The following is a 13703-nucleotide window of genomic DNA, read 5'->3' as shown; positions in this document are numbered from 1 at the left end:
TGCCGCCTTCGCTGACCCCCCTGACGGTATTGCCATGAATTTCGCCAAACTCGGCCTGATCGAACCCTTGCTGCGCACTTTGCAGCACCTGGACTACACCACCCCAACCCCCGTCCAGGCCCAGGCCATCCCTGCCGTGCTGGCCGGCCGCGACCTGATGGCCGCCGCCCAGACCGGCACCGGCAAGACGGCCGGCTTTGCCTTGCCGGTGCTGCAACGCCTGGCCCTGGAAGGCGCCAAGGTCGCCAGCAACTCGATCCGTGCCTTGGTGCTGGTGCCGACGCGTGAGCTGGCCGAGCAGGTCCATGCCAATATCCGTGAATACGCCGAAAACCTGCCGGTGAGCACCTATGCGGTGTACGGCGGCGTCAGTCTCAATCCGCAGATGATGCGCCTGCGCCGTGGCGTCGACCTACTGGTGGCCACTCCGGGGCGCTTGCTCGATCTGTTCCGCCAGAACGCTGTCAAGTTCGGCCAGGTGCAGACCCTGGTGCTCGACGAGGCTGATCGCATGCTGGACCTGGGCTTTGCCGAGGAACTGCAAGCTGTCTATGCCGCCTTGCCACGCAAACGCCAGACGTTGCTGTTCTCCGCTACCTTCTCCGACCAGATCCGCATGCTGGCCGGGCTTGCCTTGAATGATCCGCTGAGCATCGAAGTCAGCCCGCGCAATACCACGGCCAGTACCGTGAAGCAGTGGTTGGTGCCGGTGGACAAGAAGCGCAAGGCCGACCTGTTCTGTCACCTGCTGCGCAAGCAGCGCTGGAAGCAGGTGCTGGTGTTTGCCAAGACGCGCAATGGTGTCGACCAGTTGGTGGAGCGGTTGCTCGCCGAGGGCGTCAATGCCGACGGTATCCATGGTGACCGTCCGCAGGCCACCCGCCAGCGGGCACTGGACACCTTCAAGGCCCGTGAGATCCAAGTGCTGGTGGCAACCGATGTCGCTGCCCGTGGCCTGGATATCGACGACTTGCCGTTGGTGGTCAATCTCGATCTGCCGATCGTGGCCGAAGACTATGTGCACCGCATCGGGCGCACCGGACGTGCAGGAAACAAGGGCGAGGCGATTTCGCTGGTGTGCGCCGATGAAGTGCAATTGCTGGCGGCCATCGAGGTGTTGATTCGCCAGACCTTGCCGCGACACGAAGAACCGGACTTCATCCCCGATCACCGCGTGCCGATGACCGACGCCAATGGCCAGGTCGTGAAGAAGCCGAAAAAGCCCAAGAAACCGAAGGAGAACAGCGCCAAGCGTGGCTTGGGGCGCTGGATGGACAGTGCCGAGTCGAGTTTCTCGGAGCCTTCGGTCAAACCGGTGCGCAAGGTGCCGAGTTTCAACAGCGGGCCGCGCAAGCGCAAGCCTTGAGGCCTGGGGGGCCGTAAAGCGGCCCCCTCAACGTTTCAACGACACCGAGCCAGCCAATCCACCACCGCCTTGCCTGCCCGCAATCCGCTGGCAAAACAGGCCGTCAGCAGATATCCGCCGGTAGGCGCCTCCCAATCGAGCATCTCCCCTGCGCAGAAAACCCCCGGCAGTTGCTTGAGCATCAAACTGCTGTCCAGCGCTTCGAAGCGCACGCCACCGGCGCTGCTGATCGCCTCATCCAATGGCCTTGGCCGCACCAATTCGATCGGCAAGGCCTTGATCGCCCGCGCCAGCGCTCGGGGATCAGCGAAGGTCGCTTGATCGGTCAGCTCCCGCAGCAATGCTGCCTTGACCCCCTCGATGCCCAGTTGGCCTTGCAGGTGCTTGGCCATCGAGCGAGAGCCACGGGGTTTGGCCAGGGCCTGGACGATTTTATCCACAGGGCGGTCCGGCAGCAGGTCGAGCAGCAGCCTGCCCCGGCCATCTCGGTTGATGGCCTCGCGCACCGCCGCTGACCAGGCATATACCAGGCTGCCTTCGACGCCTTGGGCGGTGAGGATGAACTCGCCCTTGCGCGGGGCGCTGCCGGGTACGCTCAGGGCAATATTCTTCAGCGGTGCGCCGGCGAACTTGTCCTTGAGCAGTTGGCTCCAGCCCTGAACCTCGAAACCACAGTTGCTCGGTTGCAGCGGTGAGATATCCACACCCCGCTCAGCCAGCAACGATTGCCACGTACCGTCGGAGCCCAGGCGCGCCCAACTGCCGCCACCCAGGGCCAGCACCACGGCATCGGCTTGCACCTGCAGCTCGCCCTGTGGATAAGCGATCCGCAAGGTGCCGTCACTGTTCCAGCCTAACCAGCGGTGGCGGGTGTGGATAACCACGCCGCGCTCGCGCAGGCGCTTGAGCCAGGCGCGCAGCAGCGGTGCAGCTTTCATGTCCCGGGGGAACACCCGACCTGAGGTGCCGACAAAGGTGTCGATGCCCAAGCCGTGAATCCACTGGCGCAGGGCGTCGGCATCGAAGTCGTGTAGCAGCGCGTCGATTTTGTCCTGACGCTCGGCATAGCGGGAGATGAATGCGGGATAAGGCTCGGAGTGGGTGATGTTCATGCCGCCAACGCCGGCCAGCAGGAACTTGCGGCCCACCGATGGCATGGCATCGAAGACCTGCACCGCCAGGCCGGCATTGGCCAATGCCTCGGCCGCCATCAGGCCGGCGGGGCCGCCACCGATGACGGCGACGAGGGGAGGGGAGGCGTGATGTTGATCGGGCATGGTGGGCGGCAGGCTGTGGAAAAGAGCCGGCATTCTACCCCAGCGAGGCCTGTCCAAGCACTGATCAGAAAATGATCAGGTCCTTGTGGGTCAGACGGTTAAAGGCCTGCAGAGGCTTTCCCGCAGGTTATCCACAGGCGGTTCCACAGTCATTGTGCACAACCCAGCACCCGCGCCGCGCTGTGATGAAGAATGCCATGGCGCCTGGCTAGGGCTTCGCGGTCTTTGCTGTAGCCACCGCCGATCACGCCGACCACTGGAATGTCCCGGCCCAGGCAATGACGCATCACGCGTTCATCCCGGGCGGCCAGCCCTTCGTCGGTCAGTTGCAGGTATCCCAGGGCATCGTCCTTGTGAACATCCACACCGGCGTCATACAGCACCAGATCGGGCTGGTACAGCGGCAGCAAGTAGTTGAGCGCGTCATCCACGACCTTCAGGTACGCCGTGTCGCCCATCCCGCGGGGCAGGGGGATATCCCAGTCGCTCTGGGCTTTGCGCGCTGGGAAGTTCTGCTCGCAGTGCAGCGACACGGTGATCGCCTCTGGGGTGTCGTGGAGGATGCGTGCGGTGCCATCGCCCTGGTGCACGTCGCAGTCGAAGATCAGCACCCGATGCACCCGCCCGGCCTCGAGCAGGTAACGGCTGATCACCGCCAGGTCGTTGAAGATGCAAAACCCTGCCGGGTGGTCGTAGTGGGCATGATGGGTGCCACCCGCCAGGTGGCAGGCGATGCCATCGCGCAAGGCCATTTCGGCGGTCAGCAGCGAGCCGCCCACGGCCCGTACCGTACGCCGGGCCAGCGCCTCGCTCCAGGGCAGGCCCAGGCGTCGCTGGTCTTCTCGGGACAGCTCGCCCTGCATGTAGCGCTCGATGTAGCTGCGGTCATGGGCTAAGGCGAGGATGTCGTTGGGGCAGATGTCCGGGCGCAGCAATTGCTCGTCCGTGACCAGGCCGCTGTCGACCAGGTGATCGCGCAGCAGGCGGAACTTATCCATGGGGAAGCGATGCTCGGGTGGGAAGTCCGGGCTGTAGTCGTCGTGGTAGATCAGCGGCAACGGCATGGAAGGAATCGCGGTGAGGGCCAAGAATTGATCTTGCCAGCAGTCGCAGTGGGACGCCATCGCGGGCAGACGGTGCGTAGCCAGACACCGCCGGCTCAGTGTCCAGGCGATGTATCCAGTCGCTGGCGATCGTAAGGTCGCCGCGCACTACTTGCCGGCGCTGGCCAGCACCCGCTGCCAGTCGGGCTCGTTCATGCGTCCAAGGATCCGCGCCTTGCCGTTGCTGTCCACCGAGACGAACAGGGCGCTGGCATAGCCGCTTTCGCGTTCTCCCCCGAGTACATGCAATTGACGCTGGAAGTGATCGATGCAGCCGTTGTGGGTGACCAGCACCAAGTTATGACCAGGGCGCTTGCGGGCGAGGGCTTCGGCAGGAAACTGGCTGTCGCAGTTTTCCAGCCAGTCTTCACTGGGCACGGCCTGGCCGAGAATGAAGTGTGCGGTCTGGCGGGTTCGCAGCTTGGGGCTGCTGTACTGATCGGCGGTACCCAGGCCCAGTTGCTGCAGGCCTTGACCGACGCGCATCGCAGCCTGGCTACCGGCGACGGTGATCCCGGTCGGGTCGTCCAGGCACGGGCCGGGCGCGCTGTCGCAGCGCTCGGCGTGGCGAATCATCACGATCACCGTTCCCTGCGCCCAATCCTGCAGCAGCCCGCTGTCGCTCAGCTGTTGCTTGTTGCCAAGGTCCACGATGTGCGTCCTCGTCGAAAGCCAGGTGGTCAGGCCGGCCAGCGTCAACAGCAGGCCTGCGGCTGCGGCAATTGCCTTGCGTAAGTAACGGCGTCGTTTGGGGGGCGTGTGTACGGCGGGGTTTTGCAAGGTGTTGCTCGGGTGCATGCTTGACTCCAATGACAGGACGCAGCCGTGGGCCGCGGCGTATGGCGGCATTGTGCAAAGCGGGCTGTTGGAGGCCGGTGAAGTGCGTGTGAAAATTGCATTCACAGTGCCAACGGCGCGCTGGCGCCTACGCTTTACAATGCATGACCGCGAATTCGGAGCACCCTGATGACCCCTATCCTCGAACTGGAAAGCGCACGGCTTGTGTTGCGCCAATGGCAGGACGACGATCTGCGTGAGTTCGCCGCGCTGTGCGCCGACCCGCAGGTGATGCGCTATTTTCCGGCACCGATGACGCGCCTTGAGTCCGCGGCGCTGATCGGGCGGATACGTGGGCATTTCAATGAATACGGTTTTGGCCTATGGGCCTTGGAGCGTAAGGACAGCGGCGCCTTCATCGGCATGACGGGGCTGCTCAATGTCAATTTCGACGCCCCTTTCGGCCCTGCCGTGGAGATCGGCTGGCGCCTGGCGCGGCGTCATTGGGGCCTGGGCTTTGCCAGCGAGGCGGCGTGGACCTGCCTGCGTTGTGCTTTCGCCCAATTGCACCTGGATGAAGTGGTGTCGTTCACTGCCGAGGGCAACCTGCCGTCGCAGAAGGTCATGCAGGCCATCGGCATGGTCCAGGACCTTGCCGGCAGTTTCGAGCATCCCCGCCTGGCCGCCGGCCACCCCCTGCGCCCTCATGTGCTGTACCGCATCGATCGCGCGCGGTGGCAACAGACCTTGCGTGGCTGAATGGCACGCCATGCAGGGTGCGAATGACAAACCCTGTATCATTTGCCCGCATGAGAGCGCCGTAGAGCCGTGATGCCTTGCTAGGAGAATCCCCCATGAGCCATGTATTGGACGACTTGGTCGACCTGCTGAGCCTCGAGTCCATCGAAGAAAACCTGTTCCGAGGTCGCAGCCAGGACCTTGGCTTCCGTCAGTTGTACGGTGGACAGGTGCTTGGCCAGTCACTGTCGGCGGCCAGCCAGACCGTCGAAGAGGCGCGCCATGTGCATTCATTGCACGGCTACTTCCTGCGTCCGGGCGATGCCAGCATGCCGGTCGTGTATTCGGTCGATCGCGTGCGCGACGGCGGTAGCTTCAGCACCCGGCGGGTGACGGCGATCCAGAAAGGGCACCCGATCTTCACGTGCAGCGCTTCGTTCCAGTACGACGAAGGTGGTTTCGAGCACCAGGCGCCAATGCCCGATGTGGTCGGGCCGGAAAACCTGCCCAGCGAAGTCGAGCTGGCGAGCGCCATGGCCGAACATCTGCCCGAGCGCATTCGCGACAAGGTGCTGTGCGCCAAGCCCATCGAGATTCGCCCGGTCACCGAACGCGATCCGTTCAACCCCAAGCCGGGCGATCCGATCAAATACGCCTGGTTCCGTGCCGACGGCAAGCTGCCGGATATGCCGGCCCTGCACAAATATCTGTTGGCCTACGCCTCGGACTTTGGCCTGCTGACCACCTCGCTGCTGCCCCATGGCAAATCGGTGTGGCAGAAGGACATGCAGATTGCCAGCCTCGATCACTCGCTGTGGTTCCACGGCAACCTGCGCGCCGATGAGTGGCTGCTGTACGCCACTGATAGCCCCTGGGCGGGCAACGCCCGTGGCTTCAACCGCGGCAGCATCTTCAACCGCGCCGGCCAGTTGGTGGCGTCGTCGGCCCAAGAGGGCTTGATCCGCCATCGTGAGGACTGGGCATGAGCCTGGGCAGCATTCGCCACTGGGTGTTCGACATGGACGGCACGCTCACGGTGGCGGTGCACGATTTCGCGGCGATTCGCGAGGCGCTGGGCATACCGCCTGAGCACGACATCCTTACCCACCTGGCGGCCTTGCCGGCCGAGGAGGCCGCGGCCAAGCATGCCTGGCTGCTTGAGCACGAGCGCGACCTGGCGATTGCCTCCAAGCCGGCTGAAGGGGCGGTGGAGTTGGTGCGCGAACTGGCCGGACGGGGTTGCCAACTGGCCATCCTGACCCGCAATGCACGGGAGCTGGCGCACGTCACTCTGGAGGCCATCGGCCTGGCCGACTGCTTTGCTGTCGAACACATCCTCGGGCGTGACGAAGCCGCGCCCAAGCCTAGCCCCGACGGCTTGCTGAAGATCGCCCAAGCCTGGGACGTTTCTCCGGCTTCGCTGGTGATGGTTGGCGACTATCGTTTCGACCTGGATTGCGGCCGCGCCGCAGGGGCGCGCACGGTCCTGGTCAATCTGCCGGACAACCCCTGGCCGGAACTGGCGGACTGGCATGCCGCCGATTGCCGCGCCCTGAGGTCGTTGCTCGGCTGACCCTGCCTGTCCAGACCGGTCTAATCTGCAGTGTTGGTTTTTCGATCCCTCAAGGAGACTTTGTGATGAGCAACAAGGCCATCTATGTGCAACCCGGTGGCGGTTACGACAACGTCCAGGTAGGGACCAGCGAGGCGCGCGCGCCGCAGGCTGGCGAAATCACCGTGCGCCTGCACGCCAGCTCGCTCAATTACCATGATTTCGCCGTGGTCAGCGGCATGTGGGGGCCGAGCGAACGACGCATCCCAATGGCCGACGGCGCGGGCGAAGTGGTCGCGGTCGGGCCGGGTGTCAGCGAGTTCCAGGTGGGGGACTCGGTGGTGAGCACGTTCTTCCCCGACTGGCTCGATGGTCAGGCGAACGTGGAAGGCTTCGCCACGGTGCCCGGCGATGGTATCGATGGCTACGCCCGTGAGCAGGTGACGGCCCGCGCCACCGCCTTCACCTTGGCGCCCAAAGGCTACAGCCACGCCGAGGCGGCCACCCTGACCACCGCCGGTCTTACCGCCTGGCGCGCGCTGATGAGCGATGACCACCTCAAGCCGGGCGACACCGTACTGGTACAGGGCACCGGTGGTGTGTCGATCTTCGCTTTGCAGTTCGCCAAGCTGGCCGGAGCCACGGTGATCGCCACCTCCTCCAGCGATGCCAAGCTCGAGCGCCTAAAAGCCTTGGGCGCCGATCATCTGATCAACTACCGCAGTACCCCTGCATGGGGCCAGAAGGTACGTGAGCTCACGGATAACCGCGGTGTCGATCATGTGATCGAAGTCGGCGGGCCGGCCACCCTCGAACAGTCGATGATCGCTGCGCGTATCGGCGGACACGTTTCGTTGATCGGTATCCTCACCGGCGTTGCCGGTCAGTTGCCGCTGGTCCAGGCGCTGGTGCGCCAGATCCGCCTGCAAGGTGTGCTGGTGGGCAGTCGTGCCCAACAACAGGCGATGATCCGGGCGATCGACGGCAACGGCCTGCGTCCTGTGGTGGACAAGCACTTCGAGCTCGAGCAGATCGTCGAGGCCTTCCGCTACCAGGAAAGCAACCGCCATTTCGGCAAGATCTGCCTGACCTATTGAGCGGGTCGGGGGCCGCTGGTGCGGCCCTTCGCGGGTAGACCCGCTCCCACAGCTTCCGCGCCGTTTTCAAGACCTACGATGGCGCTACCCTGTTGCGCTGGAACGACCGTTCCAGAGCGATTCTGTGCAAACATAGGTGGCAATCTACTGGCCATGGCATGGATGGAAACACCATGTCGTGATCGAGCAGTTGCGGGGCGTTTTCGAGCATTTTTTGGTCGACCACCCCCGCTTAAAGTGGTCCCTGCATTTTGTGGGTGCATCGCCCTGGATACGTGAAAACCTCAACAACACACGTAAGCGATGCGCCGTGTCACTGTTCTTTCAAAGGAGAAGTTGTTCGCCTACCTCTGCCCGTCCTTTCCTTGTGTCAGCAAAAAGAGAACAAGATCAATGAACACCGTGGGATCTGATGGCAACCTTGCACAAGGTTTCAAGCCACGTCATGTAACGATGCTGTCCATCGCAGGCATCATCGGTGCCGGACTTTTCGTAGGCTCAGGGCATGCCATCGCGGCAGCCGGGCCGGCAACCATTCTTTCTTATTTCGTGGCCGGGACCTTGGTGGTTCTGGTCATGCGCATGCTCGGTGAAATGGCGGTCGCCCATCCTGACACCGGTTCCTTTTCCACTTACGCCGAACAGGCCATCGGCCGCTGGGCCGGCTACACCATCGGTTGGCTGTACTGGTGGTTCTGGGTCTTGGTGATCCCGATCGAAGCCCTGGCCGCCGGGCACGTGCTCAATGCCTGGTTCCCCCAAGTGGACAGCTGGATCTTCGCCTTGCTTTCGGTCGTGCTGTTGGCCGGCACCAACCTGTTCAGCGTGGCCAAGTACGGTGAGTTCGAGTTCTGGTTCGCGATTCTCAAAGTCACGGCCATTCTCGGTTTCATCGGTCTTGGATTCGCCGCTCTACTGGGCTGGTTGCCCAATCGCGAAGTCAGCGGCTTGAGCACGCTGATGGCCGAGCACGGTGGTTTCACGCCCAAGGGCTGGTCCGCCGTAGTCGGCGCCTTCATCACTGTGATGTTCAGCTTCATCGGCACCGAGGCGGTGACCATTGCCGCTGCCGAATCCAGCGACCCATCGCGCAACATCGCCAAGGCCACCCGCTCGGTGATCTGGCGGATCAGTACCTTCTACATCCTGTCGATCTTCGTGATCATCTCCGTCGTGCCGTGGAACGATCCGCAACTGGCCGTGGTGGGCTCCTATCAGCGTGCCCTGGAAATCATGAACATCCCCAATGCAGCCTTCATGGTCGACCTGGTGGTGTTGGTGGCTGTGACCAGCTGCATGAACTCCTCGATCTACATCGCCTCGCGGATGATGTACTCCCTGGCCAAGCGCGGTGATGCCCCGGCGATCCTGAACAAGACCAACAGCGTCGGCGTACCTCGTGCCGCAGTGTTCGGCAGTACCTTGATCGGTGCGGCCATTGCCATCCTCAACTATTTCGCGCCAAAGGGCGTGTTCGAGTTCCTGCTCGCCAGCTCCGGTGCCATCGCATTGCTGGTGTACATGGTCATCGCCATTTCCCAGCTGCGCATGCGCCGCCGTCTGGAACGCGAGAGCACCGAGCTCAAGTTCCGCATGTGGCTGTTCCCGTACCTGACCTGGGCAGTGATCATCTTCATCGCCTGTGCCTTGGGCGTGATGATGTTCACCGAAGAACACCGTGCCGAGGTGACGGCAACCCTTAGCCTGGCGTTGGTGATTTCCTTCCTGGGGATCGTCACAACCCGTGGACAGGCCCGCAAGGAAGTGGGCGTGCGCTCGATGGGTTGATCCAAAGTCCGAGCGGGAGCTTCGATGGCATCGCCGCCGCTGCTCCCGCTTTGGCAGCCGCAAGACACGCAGGATGCGATGTCCGACAACGACGAAGCGATCGTGGATGATCTGAAGGATCAGGCCGAAGGCTGACCGGTAGCCGTCGTGCAGGCATAAAAAAAGGCACCTGGGTGATCAGGTGCCTTTTGTGTGTCTGGTGGAGCCGGGGGGATTTGAACCCCCGTCCGCCAGTCCTCCGCTGTCGGTACTACATGCTTAGCCGTGTCTATTGAGTTAATCCGCAGCCGCCCGACGGGCAGGGTGCTTTGGACGAGTTGTGTAAGTTTTAGCCGCTTCGTCCACAACGTACTACGCGGCGATCCTGTTCTGTATGACAATCACTTCGGGTTTACAGGCATCCCCTGGTGATTGCTGGAGCCGAAGCTACCAGGAGAGCGGGCTCAGCTGCTTACGCAGCGAGAGCGTAGCCCTCGTAGTTTTCGTCATTGGCAACTATAGAAAGTTGCAACAGTGGATTTACGAGTTCTGTTACCAACTCGGCATGCACCTAGAGTTTCGATACCGGCGTCGAATCCTAATCGGCCCCACACTCAGCTCTAGCTGACGTGCCTTTCGACACGTGGGTGCAGTATACGCGTTTGCACGCCCGGCGTCGACAGCTGCGCCGATTGCGCGTCAGGAGCCGCTGCCGCTGCTGGAGCCACTGCCTTTCTCGGTTTTTTCCATGCGTTCGAGTACCTGGCTGGTGATGGCGATGCATTCCTTGGTGTCGCCGGAAGCCTGGGCGGCCTTGGCCTTGTCGACGCGCTCGGTGATGGCTTTGTCCAAGCCTTCGGAGGTCGTGCCGAGGGTGGCCATGTTGTCGTCGATTTTTTGCAGGTTGATGGCGCAGAGGTCTTCGTCGGCGAACACCGGCGAGGCCAGCAGGGTTGCGGCCGCGAACAGGGCGGAAAGCGCAGTACCTTTCATGGGGTGTCTCCTCGTGATGGCCTCTGGAAGGTGGGCCTGTAACGGTGGACTGCGCAGGTTTTGCCTGGGTTCCATTTGATGGGTAGTACTGTTGCTGCCGGGTGTTTTCGTCACGGGTAAACCCGCTCCCACAGGGGGGCGGGTTTACCCGTGAGAGGCAGTCAGGCCGCCCTGGCGGCCTTAAAGGCTGCGCGCTCGCGTGACGCGGTCCACTAGATAGACCAGCCCGTGATAGTCGATGCCGCTGTGGCTGGACAGACCGATCTCGCAGGTGCGGCTGGTGGAGATGCCTTCGCTGCAGTACTGCACGGCATCTTTCAGGCTGCGCAGCGAGTGGGCGTTCAGTTCCGGTGTGGTGAAGCCTTTGTCGCCGGCGAAACCGCAGCAATGGATGCCCTCGGGGATCACCACCTGCTTGCTGCACAGACGCACCAGGTCGATCAGCGCCTGGCTTTCGCCCAGATGTTGGGTGCTGCAGGTGACATGCACAGCGACGGGCTCGTCCTGCGCAGTGAACGTCAGGCGCTCGACCAGGTGAGTGCGAATGAAGCGCACCGGGTCGTACAGGTCCAGGCGGGTATCGGCCAAATCCTGGACCAGGCGCAGGGTACAGGGGCTGGTGTCGCAGTAGATCGGGTCGAGGCCGCCACGGCTGGCGTGCAATAGCGCGTTGATCAGTTCCTGGCGCTTGTGCTCGGCCTGTTCGGCATAGCCTTTAGAGGCGAAGGGCTGGCCGCAGCACAGGCTGTCGGCGTTCTCGGGGAACACCACCTGATAGCCGGCTTTTTCCAGCAGTGCGCGGGTTTTATCCAGCAGCGAGCTTTGCTCTCGATCCCCGGCTGACGGCCCCATCACCCGTGAAACGCACGCAGCGAGATAGACCACCCGTGGACGAGCATCATGGCTTGCCGGCGCAATATCGACGGCGCGAACCGCTTGGGGCATGGCGGGGGTCCATTGGGGCAGGCGCCCATTGCTGGCTTTGCGCAGGGAGGCGCTCAAGCGGCTCAGGCGTGGGGCGCCGAGCAGCTTGCGCGCACCGTTGGCGGCGGCCAGGGTCAGTCGAGCGCCGCGCAGAGCGGTAGTGAAGTGTTCTGCGAGCCAGTTGGCGGCCTGGCCATGTGCGGCAGCCTGGCCTCGCAGTTTCTTCACCAGTTCACCGGTATTGATGCCCACCGGGCAACGCTGGGCGCACAAGCCGGTGGCAGCACAGGTATCAACGCCCTGGTACTGATAGGTTTTCAGTAGCTCCCGAGTATCGAGGCCAGCACGGGTCCTGGCTTGGATATCACGCCACATGACAATGCGCTGGCGCGGGCTCAGGGTCAGCCCTTTGGAGGGGCACACCGGTTCGCAGAAGCCGCACTCGATGCATTTGTCGACGATCTCGTCGGCTGCAGGGAGGGGCTTTAGGTGCTTGAGATGGATATCTGGATCTTCGCTGAGCACCACGTCGGGGTTGAGGATGCCGTTGGGGTCCAGCAGGCGTTTGAGCTGCCACATCAACTGATAGGCGTCCTGGCCCCATTCGAGCTCCACGAAGGGCGCCATGTTGCGTCCGGTGCCGTGTTCGGCCTTGAGCGAGCCGCCGAACTCCACGGCCACCAGTTGTGCTACGTCATCCATGAAGGCCTGGTAGCGCGCCACTTCCTCAGGGCTGTTGAAGCCCTGGGTGAAGACGAAGTGCAGGTTGCCTTCCAGGGCGTGGCCGAAAATGATCGCCTCGTCGTAGCAGTGTTTGTCGAACAGCTGGATCAGGCGATTGACACCCTCGGCCAGTTGCTCGATGGGGAAGGTCACGTCCTCGATGATGACCGTCGTGCCGGTCTGGCGCACCGCGCCGACGGCGGGGAAGGTGTCCTTGCGGATCTTCCACAGCTGGTTGTACACCGCCGGGTCTTCGCTGAAATCCACGCGTTGCTCCAGGGGGAACTCGGCAATGGCCGCCATGATCTGGCTGAGCTGCTCGTGGAGCAGGCTCTGGCTGGCGGCGCGGGACTCGATCAGCAAGGCGCAGGCATTGGTCGACAGCCCCTTCACCCAGGCAGGCATGCCGGGCATGTCCTGCACCGAACGCAGGCTACGCCGGTCAAGCAGCTCCACGGCGGACACCGGCTGTGGCTTGAGCACGGTCACGGCGCGGCAGCAGCTTTCCACCGAGGGGAAGACCAGTAGGGCGCTGGCCTTGTGCGGGTGATCGGGCACGGTGTCGTAGGTGACCGCGCTGATGAAGCCCAGGGTGCCTTCGGAGCCGACCAGTAGGTGCTGGAGGATATCCAGCGGTTGGTCGTAGTCCACCAGAGCGTTGAGTGACAGCCCGGTGGTGTTCTTCAGCCGGTACTTGTGCCGGATGCGCTCGGCCAGCGCCGTGTTGGCCCGGGTCTCGCGGCCCAGGCGGGCGAGTTCGTCCAGCAACGGCGCGTGGCTTTGGCTGAAGGCAGCGACACTGGCCGGGTCCTCGCTGTCCAGACAGGTGCCGTCGGCCAGCACCATGCGCATACCGGCCAAGGTGTGGTAGGTGTTCTGAGCGGTGCCGCAGCACATGCCGCTGGCGTTGTTGGCGACGATGCCGCCGATTTTGCAGGCGTTGATCGAGGCCGGATCCGGGCCGATCTTACGTCCATAAGGCGCGAGCCAGGCGTTGGCCTGGGCACCGATGACGCCGGGTTGCAGCCGGATCTGCTCCCCCTGGCCACGGATCTGACGACCGTTCCAGTTATCGCCTAGAACGATCAGCACCGAATCGCTGATGGCCTGGCCGGACAGGCTGGTGCCTGCAGCCCGGAAAGTGACCGGCACACGGTCGCGCTGGGCCAGGTGCAGTAGGCCCACCACCTCGTCCTCGGATTCGACGCGCACCACCAGCTTTGGGATGAGCCGGTAGAAGCTGGCGTCGGTGCCGAACGCCAGGGTCGAGGTCGGGTCATCGAAGCGGCGCTCGGCGGGAATCAGGCGCTGGGCATCTCGCAGGAACGCGGCGGGCAAAGTCATGCAATCTCCTCTCGGGGCCACAGCGTCTGTCGCGCTGCGTGC

11 protein-coding genes and 1 other RNA gene are annotated in these 13703 nt (G+C 63.3%); 6 read left to right on the top strand and 6 right to left on the bottom strand.

Annotation, left to right across the window (positions count from 1 at the left end):
- The first annotated feature begins 34 nt into the window (after positions 1 to 34).
- Entirely contained in the window at positions 35 to 1366 is a 1332-nt protein-coding gene (locus DQ397_RS17970) for a DEAD/DEAH box helicase (RefSeq protein WP_102082023.1), read from the top strand.
- 35 nt (positions 1367 to 1401) lie between these two features.
- On the opposite strand, the gene DQ397_RS17965 is transcribed toward DQ397_RS17970, so the two are convergent.
- From DQ397_RS17965 to DQ397_RS17955, 3 genes are all read right to left on the bottom strand, one after another.
- Positions 1402 to 2643: a TIGR03862 family flavoprotein gene (locus DQ397_RS17965; protein ID WP_043210168.1), complete on the bottom strand. Its 1242-nt coding sequence runs from the start codon at positions 2641 to 2643 to the stop codon at positions 1402 to 1404.
- A gap of 149 nt (positions 2644 to 2792) precedes the next feature.
- Positions 2793 to 3707 (bottom strand): histone deacetylase, encoded by a 915-nt coding sequence (locus DQ397_RS17960; RefSeq protein WP_043210167.1) that lies wholly within the window; start codon positions 3705 to 3707, stop codon positions 2793 to 2795.
- 147 nt (positions 3708 to 3854) lie between these two features.
- A complete protein-coding gene (locus DQ397_RS17955; protein ID WP_043210156.1) occupies positions 3855 to 4544 on the bottom strand; it encodes a histidine phosphatase family protein in 690 nt (229 codons plus the stop codon).
- A 168-nt stretch (positions 4545 to 4712) separates the two neighbouring features.
- Here DQ397_RS17955 and DQ397_RS17950 point away from each other — a divergent pair, with 168 nt between their 5' ends.
- The 5 genes from DQ397_RS17950 (at position 4713) to gabP (ending at position 9698) form a co-directional block, all read left to right on the top strand.
- On the top strand, positions 4713 to 5282 hold the full coding sequence (locus tag DQ397_RS17950) for a GNAT family N-acetyltransferase (protein ID WP_043210154.1): 570 nt from the start codon (positions 4713 to 4715) through the stop codon (positions 5280 to 5282).
- Between the two features lie 95 nt (positions 5283 to 5377).
- Positions 5378 to 6247, top strand: coding sequence for an acyl-CoA thioesterase II (gene tesB / locus DQ397_RS17945; RefSeq protein ID WP_043210152.1), 870 nt, complete (start codon positions 5378 to 5380; stop codon positions 6245 to 6247).
- Positions 6244 to 6834 (top strand): HAD family hydrolase, encoded by a 591-nt coding sequence (locus tag DQ397_RS17940; protein WP_043210149.1) that lies wholly within the window; start codon positions 6244 to 6246, stop codon positions 6832 to 6834. Before tesB ends, DQ397_RS17940 begins: the two co-directional genes overlap by 4 nt.
- A gap of 65 nt (positions 6835 to 6899) precedes the next feature.
- The gene (locus tag DQ397_RS17935; protein WP_043210147.1) at positions 6900 to 7910 is read left to right on the top strand and encodes an NAD(P)-dependent alcohol dehydrogenase; all 1011 of its coding nucleotides are present in this window, start codon (positions 6900 to 6902) and stop codon (positions 7908 to 7910) included.
- 393 nt (positions 7911 to 8303) lie between these two features.
- The gene (gabP, locus tag DQ397_RS17930; RefSeq protein ID WP_043210144.1) at positions 8304 to 9698 is read left to right on the top strand and encodes a GABA permease; all 1395 of its coding nucleotides are present in this window, start codon (positions 8304 to 8306) and stop codon (positions 9696 to 9698) included.
- A 197-nt stretch (positions 9699 to 9895) separates the two neighbouring features.
- Here gabP and ssrA read toward each other — a convergent pair.
- From ssrA to DQ397_RS17915, 3 genes are all read right to left on the bottom strand, one after another.
- Positions 9896 to 10287, bottom strand: a transfer-messenger RNA (tmRNA) gene (gene ssrA / locus DQ397_RS17925).
- An 89-nt stretch (positions 10288 to 10376) separates the two neighbouring features.
- Positions 10377 to 10670 (bottom strand): hypothetical protein, encoded by a 294-nt coding sequence (locus DQ397_RS17920; RefSeq protein WP_043210142.1) that lies wholly within the window; start codon positions 10668 to 10670, stop codon positions 10377 to 10379.
- A gap of 180 nt (positions 10671 to 10850) precedes the next feature.
- Entirely contained in the window at positions 10851 to 13661 is a 2811-nt protein-coding gene (locus DQ397_RS17915; protein WP_043210140.1) for an FAD-binding and (Fe-S)-binding domain-containing protein, read from the bottom strand.
- Positions 13662 to 13703: the final 42 nt, after the last annotated feature.

The sequence above is a fragment of the Pseudomonas sp. CK-NBRI-02 genome (assembly GCF_008124495.1).
Classification (GTDB): domain Bacteria; phylum Pseudomonadota; class Gammaproteobacteria; order Pseudomonadales; family Pseudomonadaceae; genus Aquipseudomonas; species Aquipseudomonas guariconensis.
The sequence above is the reverse complement of the archived record's forward strand: the minus strand, read 5'-3'. Positions and strand labels throughout refer to the sequence as shown.

Excerpts from the sequence above, each read along its gene's own strand:
- DQ397_RS17970 (WP_102082023.1), top strand. The coding sequence starts at position 35 with ATGAATTTCGCCAAACTCGGCCTGATCGAACCCTTGCTGCGCACTTTG.
- DQ397_RS17965 (WP_043210168.1), bottom strand. The coding sequence starts at position 2,643 with ATGCCCGATCAACATCACGCCTCCCCTCCCCTCGTCGCCGTCATCGGT.
- DQ397_RS17960 (WP_043210167.1), bottom strand. The coding sequence starts at position 3,707 with ATGCCGTTGCCGCTGATCTACCACGACGACTACAGCCCGGACTTCCCA.
- DQ397_RS17955 (WP_043210156.1), bottom strand. The coding sequence starts at position 4,544 with ATGCACCCGAGCAACACCTTGCAAAACCCCGCCGTACACACGCCCCCC.
- DQ397_RS17950 (WP_043210154.1), top strand. The coding sequence starts at position 4,713 with ATGACCCCTATCCTCGAACTGGAAAGCGCACGGCTTGTGTTGCGCCAA.
- tesB (WP_043210152.1), top strand. The coding sequence starts at position 5,378 with ATGAGCCATGTATTGGACGACTTGGTCGACCTGCTGAGCCTCGAGTCC.
- DQ397_RS17940 (WP_043210149.1), top strand. The coding sequence starts at position 6,244 with ATGAGCCTGGGCAGCATTCGCCACTGGGTGTTCGACATGGACGGCACG.
- DQ397_RS17935 (WP_043210147.1), top strand. The coding sequence starts at position 6,900 with ATGAGCAACAAGGCCATCTATGTGCAACCCGGTGGCGGTTACGACAAC.
- gabP (WP_043210144.1), top strand. The coding sequence starts at position 8,304 with ATGAACACCGTGGGATCTGATGGCAACCTTGCACAAGGTTTCAAGCCA.
- DQ397_RS17920 (WP_043210142.1), bottom strand. The coding sequence starts at position 10,670 with ATGAAAGGTACTGCGCTTTCCGCCCTGTTCGCGGCCGCAACCCTGCTG.
- DQ397_RS17915 (WP_043210140.1), bottom strand. The coding sequence starts at position 13,661 with ATGACTTTGCCCGCCGCGTTCCTGCGAGATGCCCAGCGCCTGATTCCC.